Origin of the sequence: Enterobacter cloacae complex sp. S1 (genome assembly GCF_014930525.1) — a bacterium.
GTDB lineage: Bacteria > Pseudomonadota > Gammaproteobacteria > Enterobacterales > Enterobacteriaceae > Enterobacter > Enterobacter hormaechei_C.
Genome location: NZ_JADBRE010000020.1, coordinates 131,778 through 154,495 on the forward strand (window position 1 = coordinate 131,778; position 22,718 = coordinate 154,495).

The following is a 22,718-nucleotide window of genomic DNA, read 5'->3' on the forward strand; positions in this document are numbered from 1 at the left end:
AGAAACCCGGCGAGCGCCGGGTTTTTTATTATCAGAAATATTTCCGCAAATATTCCGTCAGACACAGAATCGCCATTGCCTGGCCATACGGCATCGAGGTCAGCGGTATCTGGCGGTAAAACGCCAGATCGCTCCCCATCCCCGTCCCGAAGGACGTTTGCAGCAGCTCCCCTTCCGGCGAGATGTTTTGCACGATGCCGCGAATCGCTTTCTCCGCCACCTCTGCGTACTCTGCGCCGACATAACGCTTGCGCACGGCTTTCAGAATGCCGTAGGCAAACCCTGCCGTGGCCGACGCCTCCAGATAAGAATCAGGATCGTCCAGCAGCGTATGCCACAATCCGCTCTCGTCCTGACATTTTGCCAGTGCGGCGATCTGCGCGTTCAGTACCTGAACCAGATAGCGACGAACGGCATTGTTTTCCGGCAGATCCACCAGCTCAAGGAAATCCGGGATCACGATGGTCAGCCAGCTGTTGCCGCGCGCCCAGCGAGCCCGGGCAAAGTTGTGATTGCCGTCGTAATTCCAGCCGTGGAACCACAGCCCGGTCTCCCGATCCATCAGATTCTGTACGTGGAGCAGGAACTGGTAGATCGCCTCCTCGACGTACTCCGGCTTGTTCAGCAGCTTGCCGATTTTCGCCAGCGGCAGCACCGTCATCATCAGCGTGTCATCCCACATCTGCTGATGGTTCTCTTCCGCCAGGGTGATGTGCTGCATGCCGCCATGTTCGGTGCGCGGCATCTCATTCATCGCCCATTCCGCCCAGCTTTCCAGCCACGGCAGCCAGGCCGGGTTTTTGGTCTCTTCGTAGCGATACGCCAGCGTCAGGAACGGCGACATGGTATTCACGTTTTTGGTGGTTGCGCCTTCAGCGAAACGGTCAGCAAACCAGCTGTCGATAATCTCGCGCATCCCTTCGTCACCGGTCTGGCAGTAATACTGCCAGATACCGTATAAACCGACGCCGTGGGTCCATTCCCATCCGGCCCAGCCTTTGGTGTCGATCACGCGCCCGTCGTCCAGCCGCAGCAAAAACTCACCCGTTTTGTCGTGGATATTGACCAGGTTATGCGTCACCTTTTGAATCAGCGATTGCAGCTCATCCCTGGCGATAAAGCGCTCAGGCTGACGCAGTAACGGGCTATGTTTGACAGGCCAAACTTTCATCATCTTAACCTCTGTTGTATGTCGAATTCAGTACCGAGCGATCCTTCAGCGAAGGGGCCGCCGGCTTATTGCGATTCAGATAACCGATGTTGTTGTTGCCCCACAGGGATTCATACGGCATACCGGCCAGCATCTCCACGGTGGCGCGGGCCTGCGGGGTCACCGCCTCTGGCATCGCATGGCCGGACTCGCGCATTTTCGCGGTCTCTTCACGCAGGGTGCTGTGGGTCTGCAAATTGAGTTTGAAGCGCAGGGAGACAAGGAAGCCGCAGAACAGCACCAGAATAGTGCCAACGCTCAGGATCATCAGAATGGTGTGGCTCACTTCCGCAGGTTGCACTTTTTGCCCGCTGACAAAGCCCGACATCTGCATCACGATCCCCACCAGCATCACCGCACCGGCCTGAGACGCTTTACGGGTCAGCGTCATGATGCCCGCGAAGATCCCTTCGCGACGCTGACCGGTGATCACTTCGTCCACGTCAGCAATGTAGGTGTAGGTATTCCACGGTACGTAGTTGATACCCCCGCGGCCAAGACCGGCAACCGCAGAGATCAGCAGCAGCAGAGCGTAAACGTCGCTCAGGCCCGCGTAATAAAGCACCGCGTAAGAGAGCGAAGCCAGACCAAACAGCACGACCACCATGCGGTAAGACGGCGCAGGTCCGAAGCGAATGCACAGCGGGATCATGCCGATCACGGCGAGGAACTGGAAAATGGCCATCGTGCCCAGCAGGTTGGACGCCATTGACGCCTCCTGCATCAGCACAAATACCACGTAATAGGTGAACACCGCATTAAAGACGTCCTGGGCGATGTAGCCGCCAAGGTACATCCCCAGATGTTGGCGGAAAATCTTGATGCGCAGCGTCGAACTTAATTCGACAAAAAGACGGTTCAGGCTCTGGCCCAGGGTCAGCTTTTTCTTCTCTTCCTCGGCACGCAGAGCCGCTTCAGACCACTCTTCCCGCGGACGCTCCCAGGTGAAGAACCAGACGAAAGTAAGCATCAGCGCGCAGAGTACGGAGAAGACCAGGCTTGCATAGAAGAAGGAGATCGCGTTGTCTTTGCCGAAATGCGTGAGCAGGATCCCCGGCAGGAAGGAGGCCAGAATGGCGGACATCTGCGCCATAGAGATTCGCGCCCCGGAGAATTTGGTTTTCTGTTTGAAATCGTCCGTCATCTCCGGCACCAGCGTTTCGTACGGCACCAGGATCATGGTGTAGACGATATCAAAGATCAGATAGGTCAGCAGGTAGTACCAGAAACTCATGTCCCCTACCCACATCAGCGAGTAGCTGAAAACGCAGGGAATACCGAGCAGGATGAAGAACTTACGACGGCCAAAACGCTTGCCCAGCCAGGTGGTGCCAAAGTTATCGGTTAAAAAGCCCATTAACGGGCTGACAACCGCATCCAGCACCCTTGCGGCCGCGAAGATAAAGGTTGCTTCAATCGGTGTGAGTCCACAGAAGGTGGTATAAAAATACAAAAGCCAGGCGGCCGTCAGGGCGGTAGTCCCCGCCCCGAGGAAGTCCCCTGACCCGTAAGCAAAATAATTTGCGAGTCCAATTTTACGTGTTTTCATTGCCGTCAACCCTAATCAGTTTTGGGAGACTCCCTGTAAGCAACCTCGTCCGGGAGTTTTTACACGGCTACAGTAAAAGTATCGACCTGTTGATACCTTTCTGTTTCTGCCATCACAAAGTGGTGAATGGCAAAAACGCAAAGAGTGTCAATACGCGTGTCACTGATTTATAAAACAGCGTTTCTTTTGTATCAAAAGGGAAGGTCATTTTTGCGAGCCAGCCTTCAGAAATGCCTGGAGACTGGCGAAAAGGCGGGCAGTTAGCGGTAGTTGACAAGCACCTCGTTGCGCTGAACCTTCAGCGCCGGGATGAGACGTCCACCGCCTGGCACTTCCCAGATAAAGCGTAAAGGCTCCTGAGCAGACACCCCGTTGAAGGCCTGGGTAGTGCCACGTTGTCCCTCGATTTCCGCGCAGCGGGTCAGCGAGCACAGCCGCACCTGCAACCCGGCCGGTGTGGGTCCCGTCAGGGTGTAATTCCAGGCCACCAGCGTCATCTGCCCGGACACGGGCTCAGAGGCGGACAGCGGACGGGAGGAGATCGACTCCCCCCGATGGTTGAGCGTTAAGCCGATACTGCTGGCCTGCCATGCCCCCTCGCCTGCGGCCTGCGCCGCCAGCGGGAAAAGTAAGATCCACAGCCACTTACGCATTATTTCCCTCCTATTGTCGCCGTCATGCGAATATTGCAGTTATCGGATAGCTCCATATTCGACAGCACCACCAACTGGTTCAGGCTCCGGCGCAGGAAGCGCGACAGCAACGGACGCAGCGCGTGATTCACCAGCAGCACCGGCGGCGCGCCCAGCATCTCCTGACGCGCCAGCGCCTCCTGGGTTTGCGCCAGTAATCTGTCCGCCAGACCCGGCTCCAGCCCGCCACCGCCCTGCAACGCCTGAAGCAGCAGACGTTCCAGCGGCGTGTCCAGGCCAATGACCTGCACTTCGCCGGTTCCCGGGAACCATTGCTGGGTAATGGCGCGTCCGAGCGCCACGCGTACCACCGCCGTCAGTTCGTGCGGATCGCTTTGCAGCGGCGCATGTTCGGCCAGCGTCTCAAGGATGGTGCGCATATCGCGAATGGGCACCTTCTCATCGAGCAGATTTTGCAGCACTTTGTGCAGGGTGGTTAATGTCAGCACGCCCGGCACCAAATCTTCGGTCAGCTTCGGCATCTCCTGCGTTACGCGGTCGAGCAGCTGCTGCGCCTCCTGACGTCCAAACAGTTCCGCAGAGAACTGGCCAATCAGGTGGTTAAGGTGCGTCGCCACCACGGTACTGGCCTCAACGACCGTGTAACCCTGAATCTGCGCCTGCTCTTTCAGGGCGCTCTCAATCCAGATTGCCGCCAGACCAAAGGCCGGGTCGGTCGTCTGCTCACCCGGCAGCGTGCCTGCGGCGGTGCCCGGGTTAATCGCCAGCCAGCGGCCGGGGTACGCATCACCGCTGCCGATTTCCACCCCTTTCATCAGGATGCGGTAGCGCGCGGGCGGGAGATCCATATTGTCCCGGATGTGGACCACCGGCGGCAGGAAGCCCATATCCTGGGCGAATTTTTTACGAATGCTGCGGATACGGCCAAGCAGCTCACCATCCTGCTGGAAATCCACCATCGGGATCAGGCGGTACCCCACTTCCATCCCCAGCGAATCTTCGAGCTGTACGTCGTTCCAGGTGGCTTCCACCGCCTGGGTGTTCTCAGGCATTTTGACCGGCGCAGGCTCTGCCTTAGGCTGCGTTTCCCGGCCACGCATCCACCAGGCAAGCCCCAGCAGCGCAGCGGTGAACAGCAGGAATACCAGGTTTGGCATGCCCGGCACCATACCGAGCAGGCCCAGCACCGCCGCGGAGAGCAGCATAACGCGCGGGTTGCTGAAGAGCTGCCCCACCATCTGCTCGCCCACGTCCTGATCGGTACTGACGCGAGTCACAATCACGCCCGCTGCGGTGGAGATCACCAGGGCCGGGATCTGCGCCACCAGACCGTCACCAATGGTCAGCAGCGTATAGCTTTCCGCCGCGTGGCCCATGTCCATGCCGTGTTGCAGCACGCCGACGAGCAGGCCGCCGACGACGTTAATCACCATGATCAGAATGCCCGCGATGGCGTCACCGCGCACAAACTTACTCGCACCGTCCATGGAGCCGTAGAAATCTGCCTCCTGGGTCACTTCGGCACGGCGTTTTTTCGCTTCATCTTCCGCGATCAGCCCGGCATTCAGGTCGGCGTCGATGGCCATCTGCTTGCCCGGCATCCCGTCGAGCACGAAGCGCGCGCCCACTTCAGCGATACGCCCCGCCCCTTTAGTGATAACCATGAAGTTGATAATCACCAGAATGACGAACACCACGATACCGATGGCGAAGTTGCCGCCCACCAGGAAGTGACCGAAGGCTTCGACCACCTTGCCCGCCGCCGCCGCGCCGGTGTGCCCTTCCATCAGGATAATACGCGTGGAGGCAACGTTCAGCGCCAGGCGCAGCAGCGTGGTGAACAGCAGGATCGTTGGAAACGCGGCGAACTCCAGCGTGCGCTGGGTGAACATCGCCACCAGCAACACCATGATGGACAACGCAATGTTGAAGGTGAAAAGCAGATCGAGGATAAATGCCGGTAACGGCAGCACCATCATCGACAGAATTAGCAGGATCAGAATCGGTCCGGCAAGGATCTGCCATTGCGTCGATTTCAGGTTGCCGGGCAGGCGCAACATTGCCACCAGATTAGCCATCAGTGTCCTTCTCGTTCAAAAAATCCAGTGCTTCAGGCACCGGAAGGTTCTCAGGTTTTACAGGTCGTTGACCGCCCGCTAAACGCCAGCGTTTCAGTTGCCACACCCAGGCCAGCACCTCTGCGACAGCGGCGTAGAGCTGGCCCGGGATCTGTTGTCCAATTTCCGCGTGGCGATACAGCGCGCGAGCCAGCGGCGGTGCTTCAAGGATCGGCACACGGTTTTCCGTGGCGATTTCACGAATGCGCAGCGCAATCAGCCCGGCCCCTTTCGCCACCACTTTCGGCGCGCTCATTTTGTTTTCGTCGTACTGAAGCGCCACGGAGTAGTGGGTCGGGTTGGTGACGATGACGTCGGCTTTCGGCACATCTTCCATCATGCGCCGACGCGCGGCGGCACGCTGCATCTGACGGATACGGCCCTTAACGTGCGGGTCGCCTTCCATCTGTTTATATTCATCGCGGATGTCCTGACGCGACATTCGCAGCTTTTTGATATGGGAATAGATCTGGAAGATAACGTCGAACGCCACCATCGGAATAATGCTGAGTACCACCAGCAGCGAGCATAACCCGACCAGGTTCAGGGCATTCTTCATCGCCGTCATCGGGGACTCGCTGATCAGGCGCATCATCTCCGGCCAGTGGTGCCACAGAAAAAACCCGGCGGTACTGCCCATAAGAAGCGATTTCAGGATCGCTTTAAGAAGCTCAGCCCCGGTTTGAGCGGAAAACATTTTCGCAATGCCGGGGAACGGATTGAGCTTAGAGAATTTCGGTTGCAGCGATTTACCGCTGAACACCAGGCCACCGAGCATGACCGGCGAAACCAGGGCCACGATGACCACGCCCGCGATCAGCGGCAGCAAGGCGAGCATCGCGCTTTTCACAAGGTTGATGATCTGAATGAGGATCAGATTGGGGTCATTGACCATGCTGTGATCAAAACGTAAGCCAGCAGAAAGCATTCCCGCCAGTCTGCGGGCGAGCATCTCCCCGCCCCACCAGATTATGCAGACGCCCACCACCAGGATCAGCAGGGATGTCAGCTCTCGGGATCGGGGGATCTGCCCATCCTCACGGGCTTTTTCAAGTCGGTGGGGTGTGGGGGCTTCTGTTTTGTCGTCGTTCTCTTCTGCCACTGTGCCTGCTCGCAGCCCATTAATTCACGGGTATCATGCCAGCGCAGAGAAAATCCAATGGCGGGAAAAGCCCGTTTATTCGGGCTCTTTTCGCTGTTTTTGTTCTGAGCTGCCTCAGGCCGAGTTAACGACCTGAGGCAGAACGGGCAATCAGAAACCAAGACTGTCCAGCAGATCGTCCACCTGATCCTGGCTTGCCACCACGCCCGCTTTGCTGGTGTCAAGCTGTGGACCATTGAGCAGGCTTTCGTTCTCGCGTTTCGGACGGGCAGCTGGTTCCGGTATGTTCTCCAGCAGCACCATCAGCAGCTGACGTTCAATCTCCTGGATCACATCCATCATGCGCTTGATCACCTGGCCGGTGAGGTCCTGGAAATCCTGCGCCATCATGATGTCCAGCAGCTGGGCGTTAGTGAAGCTGGTGTGGCCCGGCACGTCACCCAGGTACTGACGGGTATCCGTTACCAGTTCGCGGGCATCCGCCAGCTCAATAGGGTTCTCAAACCACTCATCCCAGCGTTTGCTCAGCGCTTTCGCACCCTTCTCCATCGCATCCTGGTGCGGCTGCGAGGCTTCAACGCTGTTCAGCGCACGCTCGGCCGCCTGCGCGGTCATCTGCACGACGTAGTCCAGACGGTCGCGCGCGTCAGGGATGGCTTCCGCCGCTTCGGCGATAGCCTGGTCCAGCCCCAGCTCACGCAGGCTGTCGCGCAGCATGCGGGTCAGGCTACCAATGCGGGCAATAATGTCGCTCGGCGAATGTTCTTCAACGGGTTTCATAGCAGGTTGCAACATATCCATCACCTCACATGCCGAGTTTCTCGAAGATCTTCCCGAGCTTCTCTTCCAGAGTCGCCGCGGTGAATGGCTTCACCACGTAGCCGCTTGCGCCCGCCTGTGCGGCGGCAATAATGTTCTCTTTCTTCGCTTCTGCGGTCACCATCAGCACCGGCAGAGAGGCCATGCCCGCATCCGCGCGGATGGTTTTCAGCAGTTCGAGACCGTCCATGTTCGGCATGTTCCAGTCGGAAATCACAAAACCAAACCCGCCAGCCTGGAGTTTGTTCAGCGCATCCACCCCGTCTTCTGCTTCTTCAACATTGTTGAAGCCCAGCTCTTTCAGCAGGTTGCGCACAATGCGACGCATGGTGGAAAAGTCATCCACAACCAAAAACTTAAGCTCTTTATCCGCCATAAAATAATACTCCTGAGTCAAATACGTATTGCCTGTCCGGCACTGATTTTCGCCAGCATCTGCTGGCTTACCTGGCTAAGATCGACCACTTCGCTTACGCCACCCATATTGATGGCCTCGCGCGGCATGCCGAACACCACACAACTTGCTTCATTCTGCGCAATCGTCCAGGCGCCAGCCTGGTGCATCGCAAGCATTCCGGCGGCGCCGTCGTTGCCCATTCCCGTCAGGATCACCCCAACGGCGTTGCGCCCCGCATGTTTCGCCACCGAATGAAACAGCACATCCACCGACGGACGGTGCCGGTTAACCGGCGGCCCGTCATGAATTTTGATTTGATAGTTCGCCCCGCTGCGCGCCAGCTCCATGTGCTTGTCACCCGGGGCGATATAGGCGTGACCCGGCAGCACGCGCTCGCCGTCTTCCGCCTCTTTCACGCTGATCTGGCACAGCTTATTCAGGCGCTCCGCGAACGAACGGGTAAACCCTGGCGGCATATGTTGCGTGATCAGAATACCCGGGCTTGAGAGCGGCAATGGCTGGAGTACATGGCGAATTGCCTCTGTTCCTCCGGTTGACGCCCCAATGACCAGCAACTTTTCCGAGCTGAGTAACGGCCCTGCCTTCAGGGTTGCCGGAGCTGCCATCGGCTTGTGGGCCGCGAGTTTTGCGCGCGACGCGGTACGGATTTTCTCGGCGATCATCTCGCTGTACGCCAGCATCCCCTCGCGAATGCCGAGCTGCGGCTTGGTGACAAAATCCACCGCCCCCAGCTCCAGCGCGCGCAGGGTGATTTCTGAACCTTTACCGGTCAGAGATGACACCATCACCACCGGCATCGGGCGCAGGCGCATTAATTTTTCCAGGAAATCGATGCCATCCATGCGCGGCATTTCAACATCCAGCGTCAGCACGTCGGGGTTATATTTTTTGATTAAATCCCGCGCGACCAGCGGATCGGGTGCTGTCGCCACCATCTCCATATCGCTGTGGCTATTGATGATTTCGGTCATGATCTGACGCATCAGCGCCGAATCATCGACAGACAATACCCTGATTTTACTCATGCTTTTTCCTTACTCAGCGCATATACCGTTTGCCCACGCAGGCTAAACTCACGCACGAGGTTGCTGAAGTTTTCCGAGTGCCCGGCAAACAGTAAACCGTCAGGCTTGAGCAACGGAACAAAGCGACGCAAAATGTCCTGCTGCGTCGTTTTATCAAAATAGATCATCACGTTACGGCAAAAAATGGCGTCGAATGGCCCCGGAACGTTGTACTGCTTATCCAGTAAATTAACGGGAGCAAATTCCACGCAGTTCGCCAGCTCCTGGCGTACGCGCACCAGTCCTTCATGCGGGCCGGTACCGCGCATGAAGTAACGCTGTAGCTGCTGAGGCGACAGCGTTTTAAGCTCATCCTGGCGATAAACACCGTTACGGGCTTTTTCCAGCACTTCCGTGTCGATGTCGCTGGCGTACACTTTCCAGCGGCCCGGCGCCATGCCCAGGGTGTCCGCCAGGGTGATGGCCAGCGAGTACGGCTCTTCCCCGGTAGAGGCCGCAGCACTCCAGACGCGATACTCTCCGCTACGGCGACGGGCGTGTTCCGCCAGCACCGGGAAGTGATGCGCCTCGCGGAAAAACGCGGTCAGGTTGGTGGTTAATGAGTTGATAAATGCCTGCCATTCGGCGCTGTTCTGGTTCGCTTCGAGCATGCTCAGATAGCGGCCAAAATCATCCAGCCCCAGCGTACGCAAGCGCCGCACCAGCCGGTTGTAGACCATGTCTCGCTTATGGTCCGCAAGCACGATCCCCGCACGCTGGTAGATTAACTGACATATCCGACGAAAATGCGCGTCGGACAGCGCGAGGCGCTGTGTCATCTGCAACAATAATGACGTTTGCCCTGAGGGCATGGGTGATGTCATAGCGCCTTCTTAATCACATTCAGGATACAACGGGCACGGCCTGTGACCGTCCGACTTCTGTTACTGCTTCAACGTGCTCTTTCACATTAAATACGGCGACCAACCCGGTAAGGTGATCCGCCTGGTTTGCCAGCTGATCGGTAGCCGCCGCCGCCTCTTCCACCAGTGAGGCGTTCTGCTGCGTAACCTGATCCATCTGTGTAACGGCCTGCGCCACCTGCTCAATACCACGGCGTTGTTCATCAGACGCCGAGGCAATCTCGCCCATAATGTCGTTAACCCGCGTCACGGAGGTGACAATCTCGTGCATGGTCTGCGCGGCGGTATCCACCAGCGCGGAGCCCTGCTGAACGCGGGAGACCGACTCTTCTATCAGCCCTTTGATCTCTTTCGCCGCATTGGCGCTGCGGCTGGCGAGGTTTCGGACTTCACCGGCAACCACCGCGAACCCGCGCCCCTGCTCCCCGGCACGCGCCGCTTCAACGGCCGCGTTCAGCGCCAGAATATTGGTCTGGAACGCGATACCGTCGATGACGCTGATAATGTCGCCAATTTTCTGCGAGCTGGCGGCAATCTCCTGCATCGTGCTGGCGACGTGAGAGGCCTGATCGCCCCCACGTTTCGCCGTCATCGCCGCCTGTTTTGACAAGTCGGACGCCTGACGCGCGTTATCGGCGTTCTGGCTTACCGTCGCGGTCAGCTGCTCCATGCTGGCCGCCGTCTGCGCCAGCGATGCCGCCTGCTGTTCGGTGCGGGATGAGAGATCGTTATTGCCTGCCGCAATCTCGGAGATCCCGGTATGCATGGCGTAACTGCCCTGGCGAACGTTGCTTACCGTTTCCCGCAGCGACCCCTGCATCGCCTTCAGGCTGGCGAAAATCGCTGATATTTCATTCCTGCCATACACGGCCACCGGACGCGCCAGATCGCCCTTCGCCATACTGTCGAAGTGGCTGCTGACGATGGCCAGCGGCTGGACGATCATTTTGCGCGACCACCACAGCGAGCCGCCGGTCAGCAGGGCGGCCAGGATCACCATGGTCAGGAAAATCGCCCCTGACATGCGGTAGCTGGTACGGCTGTCCGCACCGGCACGCGCCACAAACTGGTTAATATCCTGCTGCCAGGCGTTAAAGCTGCCGTCGAACGCCGCCTGAGACGCCTGCACCGGCGCGGTCAGGAAGTCAGAAAGCTGGTTGTTCTCCAGCCACGTCGCCTGATGGTCGAGATCGCCGTACCACACATCAAAGGTCTTTTTCATGGCGACTTTCAGCGCTTTCTCTTTCTCACTGACCGCCTCCTGCGCCGTAAAGGCCTTAAACTGCGCGTCGGCCTGCTTCAGGCTGCTGCGGGCCACGACCATCAGCGCCTTAATATCCTCCGGCGGATAGCTCAGCGCGGTTAACGTCCCTGCTTTGTTCAGCGCAGTGCTTGCCTGCAACAGCACGGCACGCGTTTGTGCCAGTGCGGAGCGCTGCTGATTACTCGTCTCAACTTCCTGCAAATTCTGATAGCCATCGCGAAACGCCCAGAAAGACAACCCGTTACTGCCAACCTGCAAAACCCCACACAGGATCAGAATCAAAAACAGTGTGGTCGAGATACGAATACGATTTAACATCCACGCTCCCATCAAGCGGCAAGCAGCCGCGGTTTAATTGTCAGTCAAAATGTTTCCCAGTTTTCATCTTGTCCGGTCACCGCTGCGCGCGTACGTGTTGTCACGGGCGCCGGGGTTGCTTCGCTGTACGCCGACCGCGAGCTGACCGTATTTGTCGTTTTTGAAGTAAGACGGAACGCCGAGACGGCCATTTTCAGGCGGCTCGCCTGGTCCTCCAGCGCAGCGGCCGCGGCAGCGGACTCCTGCACCAGGGCGGCGTTTTGCTGCGTCACACGATCCATTTCCGATACCGCCAGGGCGACCTGGTCAATACCACGACTCTGCTCATCCGATGCAGAGGCGATTTCACCCATGATGTCCGTCACGCGCGTCACGGCATTCACGATGTCATTCATGGTTTCACCCGCACTTTCCACCAGCACCGAGCCGGTATCCACGCGTGAAACAGAGTCTTCAATCAGGGCTTTGATCTCTTTCGCCGCATTGGCGCTGCGGCTGGCGAGGTTACGCACTTCGCCGGCGACCACGGCAAACCCGCGCCCCTGCTCGCCCGCACGCGCCGCTTCAACGGCCGCGTTCAGCGCCAGGATATTGGTCTGGAAGGCGATACCGTCGATTACGCTGATGATGTCGGCGATTTTCTTCGAGCTGTCGGCAATGTCATGCATGGTTTTCACCACGCCGTCGACCACCCGACCGCCGCGCTGGGCGGTGTCGGACGCGCTTTCTGCAAGCTGCGACGCCTGGCGGGCATTGTCGGCATTCTGCTTCACGGTCGCGGTGAGCTGCTCCATGCTGGCCGCCGTCTCTTCCAGAGCGGACGCCTGCTGTTCGGTACGGGACGAGAGATCGTTGTTGCCCATCGCGATTTCACTCGTGCCGGTATAGATGGCATCCGCCCCCTCGCGCACGTTGGCGACGGTATCAATCAGCGAACGCTGCATATGGTCGACGCTGGTTGCCAGCTCGGTGATCTCATTGCGCCCAGAAACGGTCAGCGTTTTCGTGAGATCGCCCCGGCCAATATCACGGATATGGGCAATGACGCGGCCAAGCGGGTTAAGAAGGATATGACGAATGCCGTACCACACGGCCACCAGCACGATGACCAGCGCGAGGGCGAGAACCGCCATCTGCCATTTAGCGAAACGGTAGTCGTTCTGGCTTTGCGTGAATGCGGAGTGATAAAGCTCGCCGCTGGCTTTAGCGTACTCGCCGAGCGCCGCGCCGAGGGCGTTCTGCATTCCCTGGGTCGGCTGCGCGAAATAGGCGTCCATATTGCCCTTCTCCAGGAACTGCACCAGCTCCGTGAGGCCGGCGAAGTAGGCCTGATATTTTTCATCTATGTTCGCGCTCGCCTGCGCCATTGCCGGCTGAGGGGCGATTTTTTTGAAGGCGTCGTAATGTTTCGCCGCGTCTGCCAGCGTGGCGCGCGCATTCTTCAGCAGTTCCGTTTTTGCGCTGCTCTGCTGGTTATTTGGGTCCATCATCATGCGGGCAGACGAGCGGCTCAGGTTGATACGCGTCTGCAACATCAGATCCCAGGTCGTGGTCAGTTCGCTTTGCTGCATTCGCAAATCGTTCGAGGCCGCGAAGCTGTCCTGGTTCTGTTTTAACGACGAGAAAAAGAGGCCGCCAGAAGTAAGCTGAAGAAGTGCGAAAATGACCAGCACCATCATAAGCATTGTGACAACGCGGATACGGTTCAACATACAACACCTTCTCATAGATTTATTAACGGTGTTATCGGCACAGGCCACAGGAACTTTACATTTGCGAAAGGGAAAAGCGCGGGAGTCAGAATGCGACGTCGACAATCAGCGTATCGGTGTAGGTTCCGGCAGGCGGCGTGGCCTGGCTGGTCAGAACTTTGGCGGTGTAGTTGTAGGTACGTAAAAGCCCGTCCGTACTGACCTGCGATGAGCTGGCGCTGGCCCAGCGCTCGCTGCCGCTGCCGCCCCAGCGGTTGCTGGTCGCCTCTTTATAGATGTCGTAACTCATGAAGTTGCTGCCGCTGACCATACGACGCACGTTGTTCAGGGCGTTTGCCCCATTATTAATGCCTATGGTGTAGGTGCTGCCCTTGGTGCAGGTGACGGCGACCGACTGTGAAACGGTGGGAAAATTTTGCACCAGCGGCGCGCTGTTAAAATTCACGTCCGGCGTGGTCATGGTGCTGCAATCGTTGGTGACGGTCATGTTGAGGAGGATCGAGGTGGTTGCCGTGCCGGTTTGCGGGGTCAGGCACGCCCCGACCGCGCCAACGGCGCACACGTTGTAGTTAATGCTGAACGTTAACAGCACCTGATACGGCCCGGCGGTGACGTTCTGCCCCATTACGGTCCGGAAATAAAGGGGAATGTTGTAGCGCCTTGAACCCAGCAGCCCGAGCAGCGTGTTTCCGCTCCAGGTATAGGCTTTGCTGATTTGTACTTCACTGTTTCCGCCGCAGCCGGACACCCCGCAAAGGCGCACAGGGATGACATCGGTAATAGCCGCGTTGTCCGTACGCTTCATGGTCGCCCGGCTATTCGCGAAGACGGATGCCGAGGTGTAATTCAGCGTCACCGAGTCGTTGGTTAACAGGTTGAGAACGGTATCGCAGGTCACCACCAGCGTGCCCGTCGTTTCCACTTCCCCGGTACCGCTGAGTGCGAACGAGGTGACGCTGCCAAACGAGGCATTCACCGTACTGACGGTACAGGCCGCCCAGCTGCCGCCGGAGCACAGCAGCAGGAGCGCGATTAACAGGCGTCTCACGGCGCCTCCCGACAGGTCAGCGGACCGTAGGTTTGCAGCTTATGTTCAGGGTTTGCGCCAACGGTCAGCGTTGCCGTACAGCGTTTACCCTCCGGGGTGATGACCTCGAGCGGATTCACGTCGTTGAGGTTTTCCAGCCAGGCGAGGCCGTCGTAGCCGACAACCGCGCTGCTGCGGGACGCGCGTCTGACCTGGCTTCCTACCGGGATCGCATTGCCCTGCGCATCGTGCAGGATCACGCTGGCAACCCGCTCCTGCTCCATCGGGAAATCCACCAGATAACCGTTATGCCGACGAATCGCCACCCGACGCTCGGTCTCTTTCAGCCGGGTATCCGCGGGTAAGTTCAGGGTATCAATGCGGTAACTTGCCGGGTAATAGGCGGAAACGCCGCTCACCAGCAGATAGCCTTTGTTATTGGTTTTTCCGACCGGCTGGTTTTCGTAGCTGACGGGAACATCCGGATGTCCGTCGGTGCTGATCACCACAAACGCATCGTTGATTTTGTTCGCCGCAAACAGCTCACCGTCCATCAGCACGACAGAGCCCATCGCCCCGCCCCACCAGGTCATCATGCCCTTCTCACCGTAGCCGCCGCCCTGTAGCTCCACGTTGTTATTCCGCCAGCCGAGCGTGGCCTGCTGATAGTTACTCGACCGCGACTGGTTGGCCCAGGCCATGTTCCAGCTAAATCCGCCGTCTGAAGGCATCGAGTGGTTGTAGTTAATGCGTTGAGTGCTGCCTGCGTCAGGGGTGTTTTCAAAGGTGACGGCGGCGCTGTCACGTTCGCCGAGGGGAACCTGCAACGACAGCGCAACCGTCCAGTCGCCTCGCTGATGGTCACGGCTGGCAGCCAGATAAATACTGCTTGAGCCCCACAGATTACGGCTCCAGGAGAGGTTGAGCAGTTCAGTTTTCTGGCTGTCAAAACTCTCAACGCCGATCCACGCCGCGCCGATATTGCCGTATCCGCCGAGGTTAAAGGTTAAGGAATACTGGTCGGTATTGCGGCTCAGGCTGGCAACGGGGTTATCATTTTCATCATAAACGGTGGGCTGATCGTACAGGGCGAGATTGCCAAAACCACGATCACGTCGGGTATGCTGGGTCGCTACGCTAAACTCGCTGGTGTTGTATTGATAGCCCCAGTTTATCTGGCCGCCGCTGTCGCCGCGCATGCGGCTTTGGGTCCACGAGGTATTTACCACGCCAAAACGCCCGAGCTTCAGTACCGTGCCCGCGCCGCCAAGCACCAGCGACTCCGCCCCTTCCGCATGCCCCTCCAGCGTCAGCCAGTCGGTCACCCCGTAGCGGTACGATCCGCTGCCCGCCGCCGGGCCATAGTCAAGATTCTCAATACCGTAGTTACGCCGCAGGCTGCCCAGCGTCACGGCGCCGTCGCTTAACCCCTGCTTAAGCAGATCGCTGCTGACATAAAACGGCAGCGTGGTACTCACCTGACGACCCAGCGCATCAGTGGTAACCAGTACTGCATCGCCAGCACCGTTGATATACGGCAGATTGGTGAGGGTAAACGGCCCCGGCTGAAGGCGGGTGGAGCCGGAACGGTAGCCGTTAATAAAGAGATCGACCGATGTCGGGACAGCCGCCTCGCCGGAAAACGCCGGCAGCGGCCAGGTCACCAGATCCGGACGCAGGGAGAAGTCGCGCCCGTAGCTGATCCCGCCCATGCGCACGCTGGTGCTCCAGCTCAGCGCATCGCTGATGACGTCCCCGGCGGACCAGGTGGTGGCATCCTCTTCGTTGGTGATCAGTAAGGTAGAGTCATAACGCACGTACCCTTCCTGCTGCCCGCTGTTACCGGTGAAATTCTGCCGGGCGTAACCCGTCGATGAAAATGAATAATCCTCATTGAAATAGCGGAACTCGTGCCAGACCGACGCCTGGCCGCCCGTGTGTTCGGAATGGTTGGTATAAACGTCGTAATTGAGCAGCGCGCCGCGGCCATAGTGCGGTTTGCTTTGCGTGCTCTGCTCACTGAAAGGCGTGACCCGCGCCGCGACCCAGTCCCGGGGGACCGTCAGCAACAGGCGCTGGGCCGTGCTGTCGTACTCTGCGCGTACCGACGTAAGCGTCGAGAGATTCACCTCTCCGGCTGGCACATGCGCGGGCGGCAGCCCGGCGCGGAGCAAATCCGCGCCCGAAATAAACCAGGCGCCCTCACGCTGCGTCACCGGCACCACCAGACCCGTGTCATAGTGGTTCAGCACCAGGGCGAGCTGGAATACTGCTTCGCCGTTTATCGTCCGTGCATCCGGCGGCGGCGGTAAACTGTCGTCGCCGGTTTCGGCAAAGGCGCTGGTACTGACGCAAAGCAGGATCATCATCGCCGGTTTCAGTTGACGGGCGTCGATTGCCATTGCGTATCCCTGGCATTAATTTGCGCGCTCATCCGGTTCGGCTGATAAATCCCAGCCGGAAGCGGCCAGCTTCGGGTGCTGCCTGGCAGCACATAACCCAGCAGCCCCTCGGCAACCGTGCGTTTTTGCCCGCCCTGCTCAACCGCAACCTGGCTGAGCCGGACGTGCACATCCCCCTGATTACGGACCTGAAGCGCGGGTTTCCCCCCTTCCTGAACGACCCGCCAGCTCAGCTGTTGAGTATTCGCCAGCGCGTGGTGCGCCCCTTCGTTGAGGGTGGGGATCCCCTGCCCATAAACAAATAAGGGAATGGAATAGCGCATTTGCAGTTTGAGGCCCATGGACGGTTCCGCTTTGGCATCCGGCTGGGGAATTTCATCCACAATAATGCGGTAGGCCTGCTCAACCCCCGACGGGATCGTCCCCTGCTTGATGAGGCGAATAAGCTGTTTACTGCCTGTGGCGATGGTCACGATCGGCGGGCTGGCGACCACATCCTGCTGGGCGGTGTAACGCTCATATCCGCCCTCCTGCTTCCAGCGCACAATACGCACCTGCATTGTCGTGGCGCTGTTGCCCTGATTCTGGATCCACAATTCAGTTGCTCTGGCCTCTGCCGAAAGCCACGGATCGATGGGCCACAAAAGAATGGTTGCCGCTGCCTGCGCCTGGCCCGCTGCCAGAGCCGTTGCCCCCAACAGACCCACCAGGCCTGATCGCCTGAAAAATGGCTTCATCGATGTTCTCCCTTTCCTACCATGACAAGGTCACGGTGAGTTGATCTGAATATGTTCCCGGCAGGCTAAACCCCGTCAGGAGCGCGACGCCAAAAAGAGGCAGCGCGATGTTATTGCTGTTGGTATAGGTAATCGGTATGGCCTGGTTAACCCCAATTTCGCTGTTCGCCGCCAGAGAGCTGCTGCTGTAAAGCCGGTAACCAACAACTTCGGTCCCGCCTGAACGCGTCATCCGTCGCACCGAGCTGTAATTCTGGCCGCCGTCAATGCTCATGCTCAGCGCCACGCCCGGCGTGCAGGCGATGGACAACGCACCGTCGGCGACAAAGCTGGTGCTGACCGGCGTGTTGTCCACGCCGTTACGGGTTCCAAAATCCAGCGTCCCAAAGCGCCCCCCCGTGCCGGTACTCACCGAGCACCCTGGTACTACCGTCGCGCTCACCCTGAAGGACTGGGAGGTCACCGCTCTGGCGTCGCAGTTCATCATCAGCCCGACGATCAGGGCCAAAAAAGGGTGCACGACGCCCTCTGCGCTTTCGCGCAGACATAAACACAATGCCTTCATGGCTGAATCAGTAGGTGACGCTGACGTTAATCGTGTCGGTATAGGTTCCCGGTACAACCGTTACGCTATTGCCACCGCCCGTTATGCGTCCGTAGAGGGTATAGCTGTCCACCCCGCCCGCCGTGGAGGCAACGGGCAACGCGGCGTTGTTAGCGATCACGTTGTTGTACCCGCTGTCGCTATAGAGGCTGTATGCCACGCCCTGTGCCGCATTGGCGGTGTTCACCAGATAGCGGGCGGGTGTGCCGGGGGTGCCGACAACGGTTCCGGGTGCGGTCGCGTTGGTGTTGCCGGTGATCGCCACCGTGTAACTGGCAGTGGTACATTGAATGGTAAAGGTGTTTCCGCCGCTGGCCCCGGTTAACTGGGTTGTCAGGGTGGAGAATGTCGCAGGATGGGTCCCGAAATCGAGTGTCCCGAAGTTAATGCCGTTTTGCGTTGGCGAGCCGTTGATCAAACAACCGTTCGTCAGCGTCAGCGTCGCCCCGATAGTACCGCTGCTGGTGACTGCCAGCGCCTGACCGACAGTCGCCGCCGTCAGCAGTGTACCCGCGCAGATAAAAAGAAGTGTTCTTTTCATTTACCACCCTCCAGAAGAAATAATGGTCCGCTTACCCTATTTTATTCATACTGTTCAGTATGTTAGCCTCGCTTAAACATTCCCCGGCGCGGTTACTGAGAATTTAGTTTATGGTTCACGCTTCAACCACTTTCAGCGAAGGTGAGACACCCGCCCTCCAATTAACAGACTATTAACAAACATTACAAAGAGTTAGCAAAATAAAACGGGCATTATATTTGCTTAATTTGAGGATATATCGCCTGTAACGTGATCTGCGTCACAATATATCGTCATCATAAAAACAACGAATTTCATAAAAATTAAAAACAAGTTGTAACTCACGCAGCTTTACTTCAATTTATGCCCCGAATATTTTCCTGCGCTTAAATAAAAATTTTGTATGCATTGACGCAGGAAACTCTTTTAGCGCATAGAGGATCTTTTTGTGGCAAGTGCAAACAAACTCACGCTCTTCATCGTGATTTTCATGCTGGCGGGCATTCTTTCAGGTGCGGCAATCCATGAGTATGCTTCGCCCGACGCGATACAGGCCTGGTCGGAGAACATCACCCTGCTGACCGATATTTTCCTGCGGCTGATTAAGATGGTGATTGCCCCGCTGGTGTTCAGCACCCTGACGGTGGGCATTATGAAGCTGGGTGAAACGTCGACGATTGGGCGCGTCGGGGGTAAAGCGATGGTGTGGTTTATCAGCTCATCCGTACTTTCCATTCTGGTGGGGCTGTTTATTGTTACCCTTGAACAACCCGGCAGCGGTCTGAACCTGAGCATTCCGACAGAGACGGTTGATACCGGCCTGGCCGTTAGCGGGATGTCGCTGAAAGCCTTCCTGTCACACACTATTCCAACCAGTATTGTCGGCGCGATGGCGAACAATGAGATCCTGCAAATTGTGGTCTTCTCGATGTTCTTCGGCATCGGCGGCGCGTCATTAGGTCAAAAATTCAACGCCCCGCTGGTGGCGGCGCTGGATGTGGTCTCCCACATTATGCTGAAAGTGACGGGCTATGTGATGTACGTTGCGCCGCTGGCCATTTTTGCCGCGATTTCGTCCGTGATTGCCACTCAGGGTCTGGGCATTTTGCTGAACTATGCCTCGTTCATTGGCGGTTACTATGTGGCGATCCTTCTGACCTGTCTGGTATTGCTGGCGGTAGGTTACATGGTGCTGAAAAAAGAGATTTTCCGTCTGGTGGCGATGCTGAAAGATCCGGTGCTGGTCGCGTTTACCACCAGCAGCTCAGAAGCGGCATACCCGAAAACGCTGGAGCAGTTAGCGCGCTTCGGCTGTTCACGTAATATCGCCTCTTTCGTCCTGCCGATCGGCTACTCGTTTAACCTGGTCGGCTCCATGGTGTACTGCTCGTTCGCCTCGATGTTTATCGCCCAGGCATACAACATTCACCTGAGTTTCACCGAGGTGACGGTGCTAATGTTAACGTTGATGCTGGCCTCGAAAGGGATTGCGGGCGTACCGCGCTCGTCGCTGGTGGTGCTGGCGGCAACTATTCCGAGCTTTAACATTCCGGTGGCCGGGATCCTGCTGCTGATGGGGATTGACCATTTCCTGGATATGGGACGATCGGCCATTAACGTGCTGGGGAACGGGATTGCGACGGCGATGCTGTCGCAGAATGAAGGGGCGCGGGAAGCGGAATCAGCGCTGGTGGAGCAGGAGGCGTAAGGATACAAAAGAGCCGGGTGGCGCTGACGCTTACCCGGCCTACGTGTTCGAGCCATTTGTAGGCCGGGTAAGGCGAAGCCGCCACCCGGCTTTGTTTTATGCTACATGATTCGCCGCGATATCCAGCAGCGCCATCTCTTCGCTGTTCAGCAGCTTCTCAATATTCACCAGAATCAGCATACGCTCGCCGAGCGCACCCAGCCCCGTCAGGTATTCCGTCGACAGCGTGACCGCAAACTCCGGCGCAGGACGGATTTGATCGGCGGTCAGCGACAGCACATCAGACACGCCATCCACCACGATCCCCACCACGCGCTGCCCCAGATTCAGGACGATCACCACCGTGTTATCGTTGTACTCCACATCGCCCTGGCTAAACTTCACGCGCAGGTCCACGATGGGCACAATCACACCGCGCAGGTTGGTCACACCCTTGATAAACGCTGGCGTGTTCGCAATACGCGTTACCTGGTCGTAACCGCGAATTTCCTGCACTTTCAGGATGTCGATACCGTACTCTTCATCACCTAAAGTGAAAACCAGGAATTCCTGCCCAGATGGCTCGCCCGCCAGTTTCGTTACGTTACTCATACCGGTCATGTTATTACCTTTTACTTAATCAGGCGGCTGTGTTCGCCACACGTTGTTCACGATTTAATCCCTGAAGTGCCGATACATCGACGATCAGCGCGACGCTACCATCACCCAGGATGGTGGCAGCAGAGATCCCCGGCACTTTGCGGTAGTTACTTTCCAGGTTCTTAACCACCACCTGATGCTGACCAATCAGCTGATCGACCAGCAGCGCGTAGCGGCGTCCGGCGCTTTGCAGGATCACAACGATACCCTGCGTGGCCTCGGTTTTTGCCCCGTCCACTTCAAACACTTTCCACAGTTCCACCAGCGGCAGGTACTCGCCGCGCACTTCGAGCACGCGCTCGCCGCCCGCCAGCGGATGCAGATCTTCTTCACGCGGCTGGAGGGACTCCATCACCGCGTTCAGCGGCAGAATAAAGACTTCGTCCGCCACTTTAACGGACATGCCGTCAAGAATGGCCAGCGTCAGCGGCAACAGGATGCGAATCGTGGTGCCCGCGCCCTGCTTAGACTGGATCTCAACGTGACCGCCCATCTCCTGAATGTTACGTTTCACCACGTCCATGCCCACGCCGCGGCCGGAAACGTCGGTGACCTGCTCTGCGGTTGAGAAGCCCGGGGCAAAAATCAACATGCCCACTTCTTCGTCGGTCATGTTTTCGTTAACCGCCATTCCCTGCGAAATCGCCTTCGCCAGAATGCGCTCGCGGTTCAGGCCGGCGCCATCATCGGTCACTTCGATGCAGATGTTGCCGCCCTGATGTTCCGCTGACAGGATCAGGTTGCCCACGGGCGATTTTCCAGCTGCTACGCGGTTTTCCGGCAGCTCGATGCCGTGGTCGAGGCTGTTACGCACCAGGTGCGTTAACGGATCGATAATGCGTTCAATCAGGCTCTTGTCCAGCTCGGTGGAGCTGCCCATCAGCGTGAGTTCGATCTGTTTGTTGAGCTTGCCGGCCAGGTCGCGCACCAGGCGCGGGAAGCGGCTGAAGACATATTCCATCGGCATCATGCGGATGGACATCACCGATTCCTGCAAATCGCGGGCGTTACGTTGTAACTGGCCCATGCTGGTGATGAGATCGCCATGGGTCACCGGGTCCAGCTCGTTGGAGCGCTGGGCCAGCATCGACTGGGTGATGACCAGTTCACCCACCAGGTTGATCAGCTGATCCACTTTCTCCACCGCCACGCGAATGCTCGTGGACTCGCTGGAACGCGCCGCTGGTTTTTCACCGCGGGCCGGAGCGGCCGTCTCTTTTGGCACGGCTTTCAGGGCCGGGGCAGCGGCAACTACCGCAGGGGTATTCTCTGCCGGAGCAGGCGCTTCAACGGCCGCCGCCTCGGTTTCAAACGCAATCTGATCCGCTTCAATCACGAAGCAGAGCACCGCCACGATGTCATCCTGGCCGATCCCATCGTCAAGCGTCGCGGCCAGGCTGTCTTTGCCCTTCACCACGTTGCTGAGCGTCGCCAGGTTACCCAGCTCCTCTTCCAGCAGGTTGACCTCGTTCTCCTTCAGACGTGACAGCACCACGCGCAGTTTTCCTGCGGGCGCGTCAGGCGCCGTATCGGGTTCGGCCACGGCGTCAACAACGCTCAGTTTTGCCGCAGGGACAGCGGGCGCAGACGCCTCACCTTTGGCTTCCAGCGCTAACTGACGCAGCGCGTTGCAGATGTATTCAAAGCTGGCGGCATCAGGCTCTGCCGAACTTTTATAGGCGTCGAGCTGTTCCTGCATAATATCTTTCGTTTCCAAAAACAGGTTGATAATGTCGGTATTGAGCTGCATCTCACCGCGTCGTGCTTCATCCAGCAGGTTTTCCATTAAATGGGTGGTTTCCTGCAAAATGGTAAATCCAAACGTTCCGGCACCGCCTTTAATGGAATGCGCCGCACGGAAGATGGCATTGAGCTGTTCTGAGTCCGGTGCCTCTGGCACCAGATCCAGCAAATGTTGCTCCATATCGGCCAACAATTCGTCGGCTTCATCAAAAAATGTCTGGTAAAAATCGGTAATATCCATGCTCACGC

19 protein-coding genes are annotated in these 22,718 nt (G+C 57.9%); 1 reads left to right on the plus strand and 18 read right to left on the minus strand.

Features of this window, described 5'->3' with window-relative positions; all coding sequences use genetic code 11:
• Positions 1-31: 31 nt before the first annotated feature.
• The 16 genes from IM290_RS14535 to IM290_RS14610 all read right to left on the minus strand — a co-directional run bounded on the left by IM290_RS14535 (position 32) and on the right by IM290_RS14610 (position 18,400).
• Positions 32-1,171, minus strand: a complete 1,140-nt coding sequence (locus tag IM290_RS14535) for a glycoside hydrolase family 105 protein (RefSeq protein WP_033486910.1) — start codon at positions 1,169-1,171, stop codon at positions 32-34.
• A gap of 4 nt (positions 1,172-1,175) precedes the next feature.
• Positions 1,176-2,759, minus strand: a complete 1,584-nt coding sequence (locus tag IM290_RS14540; protein WP_193041519.1) for an MFS transporter — start codon at positions 2,757-2,759, stop codon at positions 1,176-1,178.
• Positions 2,760-3,019: 260 nt separating this feature from the next.
• Positions 3,020-3,412, minus strand: coding sequence for a flagellar protein FlhE (locus tag IM290_RS14545; RefSeq protein WP_015570272.1), 393 nt, complete (start codon positions 3,410-3,412; stop codon positions 3,020-3,022).
• Positions 3,412-5,490 (minus strand): flagellar biosynthesis protein FlhA, encoded by a 2,079-nt coding sequence (gene flhA / locus IM290_RS14550; RefSeq protein ID WP_193041518.1) that lies wholly within the window; start codon positions 5,488-5,490, stop codon positions 3,412-3,414. The genes IM290_RS14545 and flhA overlap by 1 nt, the downstream gene beginning before the upstream one ends.
• Positions 5,483-6,631 (minus strand): flagellar biosynthesis protein FlhB, encoded by a 1,149-nt coding sequence (flhB, locus tag IM290_RS14555; RefSeq protein WP_017693236.1) that lies wholly within the window; start codon positions 6,629-6,631, stop codon positions 5,483-5,485. Before flhB ends, flhA begins: the two co-directional genes overlap by 8 nt.
• A 150-nt stretch (positions 6,632-6,781) precedes the next feature.
• Positions 6,782-7,426, minus strand: a complete 645-nt coding sequence (cheZ, locus tag IM290_RS14560; protein ID WP_003859718.1) for a protein phosphatase CheZ — start codon at positions 7,424-7,426, stop codon at positions 6,782-6,784.
• A 10-nt stretch (positions 7,427-7,436) separates the two neighbouring features.
• Entirely contained in the window at positions 7,437-7,826 is a 390-nt protein-coding gene (gene cheY, locus IM290_RS14565; protein ID WP_000763862.1) for a chemotaxis response regulator CheY, read from the minus strand.
• Between the two features lie 17 nt (positions 7,827-7,843).
• Positions 7,844-8,893 carry a chemotaxis response regulator protein-glutamate methylesterase gene (locus IM290_RS14570; RefSeq protein WP_014884341.1) on the minus strand — a complete coding sequence of 350 codons (1,050 nt, stop codon included), beginning with the start codon at positions 8,891-8,893 and terminating at the stop codon, positions 7,844-7,846.
• Positions 8,890-9,756 (minus strand): protein-glutamate O-methyltransferase CheR, encoded by an 867-nt coding sequence (gene cheR / locus IM290_RS14575; protein ID WP_017384409.1) that lies wholly within the window; start codon positions 9,754-9,756, stop codon positions 8,890-8,892. Before cheR ends, IM290_RS14570 begins: the two co-directional genes overlap by 4 nt.
• Before the next feature lie 19 nt (positions 9,757-9,775).
• Entirely contained in the window at positions 9,776-11,377 is a 1,602-nt protein-coding gene (gene tap / locus IM290_RS14580; RefSeq protein WP_017693235.1) for a methyl-accepting chemotaxis protein IV, read from the minus strand.
• Positions 11,378-11,421: 44 nt separating this feature from the next.
• Positions 11,422-13,089 carry a methyl-accepting chemotaxis protein II gene (gene tar, locus IM290_RS14585; protein WP_017384411.1) on the minus strand — a complete coding sequence of 556 codons (1,668 nt, stop codon included), beginning with the start codon at positions 13,087-13,089 and terminating at the stop codon, positions 11,422-11,424.
• A gap of 85 nt (positions 13,090-13,174) precedes the next feature.
• On the minus strand, positions 13,175-14,137 hold the full coding sequence (locus tag IM290_RS14590; protein ID WP_193041517.1) for a spore coat U domain-containing protein: 963 nt from the start codon (positions 14,135-14,137) through the stop codon (positions 13,175-13,177).
• Positions 14,134-16,518 carry a fimbria/pilus outer membrane usher protein gene (locus IM290_RS14595; RefSeq protein ID WP_193041516.1) on the minus strand — a complete coding sequence of 795 codons (2,385 nt, stop codon included), beginning with the start codon at positions 16,516-16,518 and terminating at the stop codon, positions 14,134-14,136. The genes IM290_RS14590 and IM290_RS14595 overlap by 4 nt, the downstream gene beginning before the upstream one ends.
• Positions 16,494-17,255, minus strand: a complete 762-nt coding sequence (locus IM290_RS14600; protein WP_193041515.1) for a molecular chaperone — start codon at positions 17,253-17,255, stop codon at positions 16,494-16,496. Before IM290_RS14600 ends, IM290_RS14595 begins: the two co-directional genes overlap by 25 nt.
• Before the next feature lie 16 nt (positions 17,256-17,271).
• Entirely contained in the window at positions 17,272-17,820 is a 549-nt protein-coding gene (locus IM290_RS14605) for a spore coat U domain-containing protein (protein ID WP_032669620.1), read from the minus strand.
• Between the two features lie 7 nt (positions 17,821-17,827).
• Positions 17,828-18,400, minus strand: coding sequence for a spore coat protein U domain-containing protein (locus IM290_RS14610; protein ID WP_017693232.1), 573 nt, complete (start codon positions 18,398-18,400; stop codon positions 17,828-17,830).
• Between the two features lie 427 nt (positions 18,401-18,827).
• Here IM290_RS14610 and IM290_RS14615 point away from each other — a divergent pair, with 427 nt between their 5' ends.
• Positions 18,828-20,087 carry a dicarboxylate/amino acid:cation symporter gene (locus IM290_RS14615; RefSeq protein WP_063138269.1) on the plus strand — a complete coding sequence of 420 codons (1,260 nt, stop codon included), beginning with the start codon at positions 18,828-18,830 and terminating at the stop codon, positions 20,085-20,087.
• A gap of 96 nt (positions 20,088-20,183) precedes the next feature.
• Here IM290_RS14615 and cheW read toward each other — a convergent pair whose 3' ends face one another.
• Both cheW and cheA read right to left on the minus strand, forming a co-directional pair.
• Positions 20,184-20,687, minus strand: coding sequence for a chemotaxis protein CheW (gene cheW / locus IM290_RS14620; RefSeq protein WP_003859699.1), 504 nt, complete (start codon positions 20,685-20,687; stop codon positions 20,184-20,186).
• A gap of 19 nt (positions 20,688-20,706) precedes the next feature.
• Positions 20,707-22,716, minus strand: coding sequence for a chemotaxis protein CheA (gene cheA / locus IM290_RS14625; RefSeq protein ID WP_032669618.1), 2,010 nt, complete (start codon positions 22,714-22,716; stop codon positions 20,707-20,709).
• Positions 22,717-22,718: the final 2 nt, after the last annotated feature.

Excerpts from the sequence above, each read along its gene's own strand:
- IM290_RS14540 (WP_193041519.1), bottom strand. The coding sequence starts at position 2,759 with ATGAAAACACGTAAAATTGGACTCGCAAATTATTTTGCTTACGGGTCA.
- IM290_RS14535 (WP_033486910.1), bottom strand. The coding sequence starts at position 1,171 with ATGAAAGTTTGGCCTGTCAAACATAGCCCGTTACTGCGTCAGCCTGAG.
- cheR (WP_017384409.1), bottom strand. The coding sequence starts at position 9,756 with ATGACATCACCCATGCCCTCAGGGCAAACGTCATTATTGTTGCAGATG.
- cheZ (WP_003859718.1), bottom strand. The coding sequence starts at position 7,426 with ATGTTGCAACCTGCTATGAAACCCGTTGAAGAACATTCGCCGAGCGAC.
- cheW (WP_003859699.1), bottom strand. The coding sequence starts at position 20,687 with ATGACCGGTATGAGTAACGTAACGAAACTGGCGGGCGAGCCATCTGGG.
- IM290_RS14570 (WP_014884341.1), bottom strand. The coding sequence starts at position 8,893 with ATGAGTAAAATCAGGGTATTGTCTGTCGATGATTCGGCGCTGATGCGT.
- tap (WP_017693235.1), bottom strand. The coding sequence starts at position 11,377 with ATGTTAAATCGTATTCGTATCTCGACCACACTGTTTTTGATTCTGATC.
- IM290_RS14605 (WP_032669620.1), bottom strand. The coding sequence starts at position 17,820 with ATGAAGGCATTGTGTTTATGTCTGCGCGAAAGCGCAGAGGGCGTCGTG.
- tar (WP_017384411.1), bottom strand. The coding sequence starts at position 13,089 with ATGTTGAACCGTATCCGCGTTGTCACAATGCTTATGATGGTGCTGGTC.
- flhA (WP_193041518.1), bottom strand. The coding sequence starts at position 5,490 with ATGGCTAATCTGGTGGCAATGTTGCGCCTGCCCGGCAACCTGAAATCG.
- IM290_RS14600 (WP_193041515.1), bottom strand. The coding sequence starts at position 17,255 with ATGAAGCCATTTTTCAGGCGATCAGGCCTGGTGGGTCTGTTGGGGGCA.
- cheY (WP_000763862.1), bottom strand. The coding sequence starts at position 7,826 with ATGGCGGATAAAGAGCTTAAGTTTTTGGTTGTGGATGACTTTTCCACC.
- IM290_RS14595 (WP_193041516.1), bottom strand. The coding sequence starts at position 16,518 with ATGGCAATCGACGCCCGTCAACTGAAACCGGCGATGATGATCCTGCTT.
- IM290_RS14545 (WP_015570272.1), bottom strand. The coding sequence starts at position 3,412 with ATGCGTAAGTGGCTGTGGATCTTACTTTTCCCGCTGGCGGCGCAGGCC.
- IM290_RS14610 (WP_017693232.1), bottom strand. The coding sequence starts at position 18,400 with ATGAAAAGAACACTTCTTTTTATCTGCGCGGGTACACTGCTGACGGCG.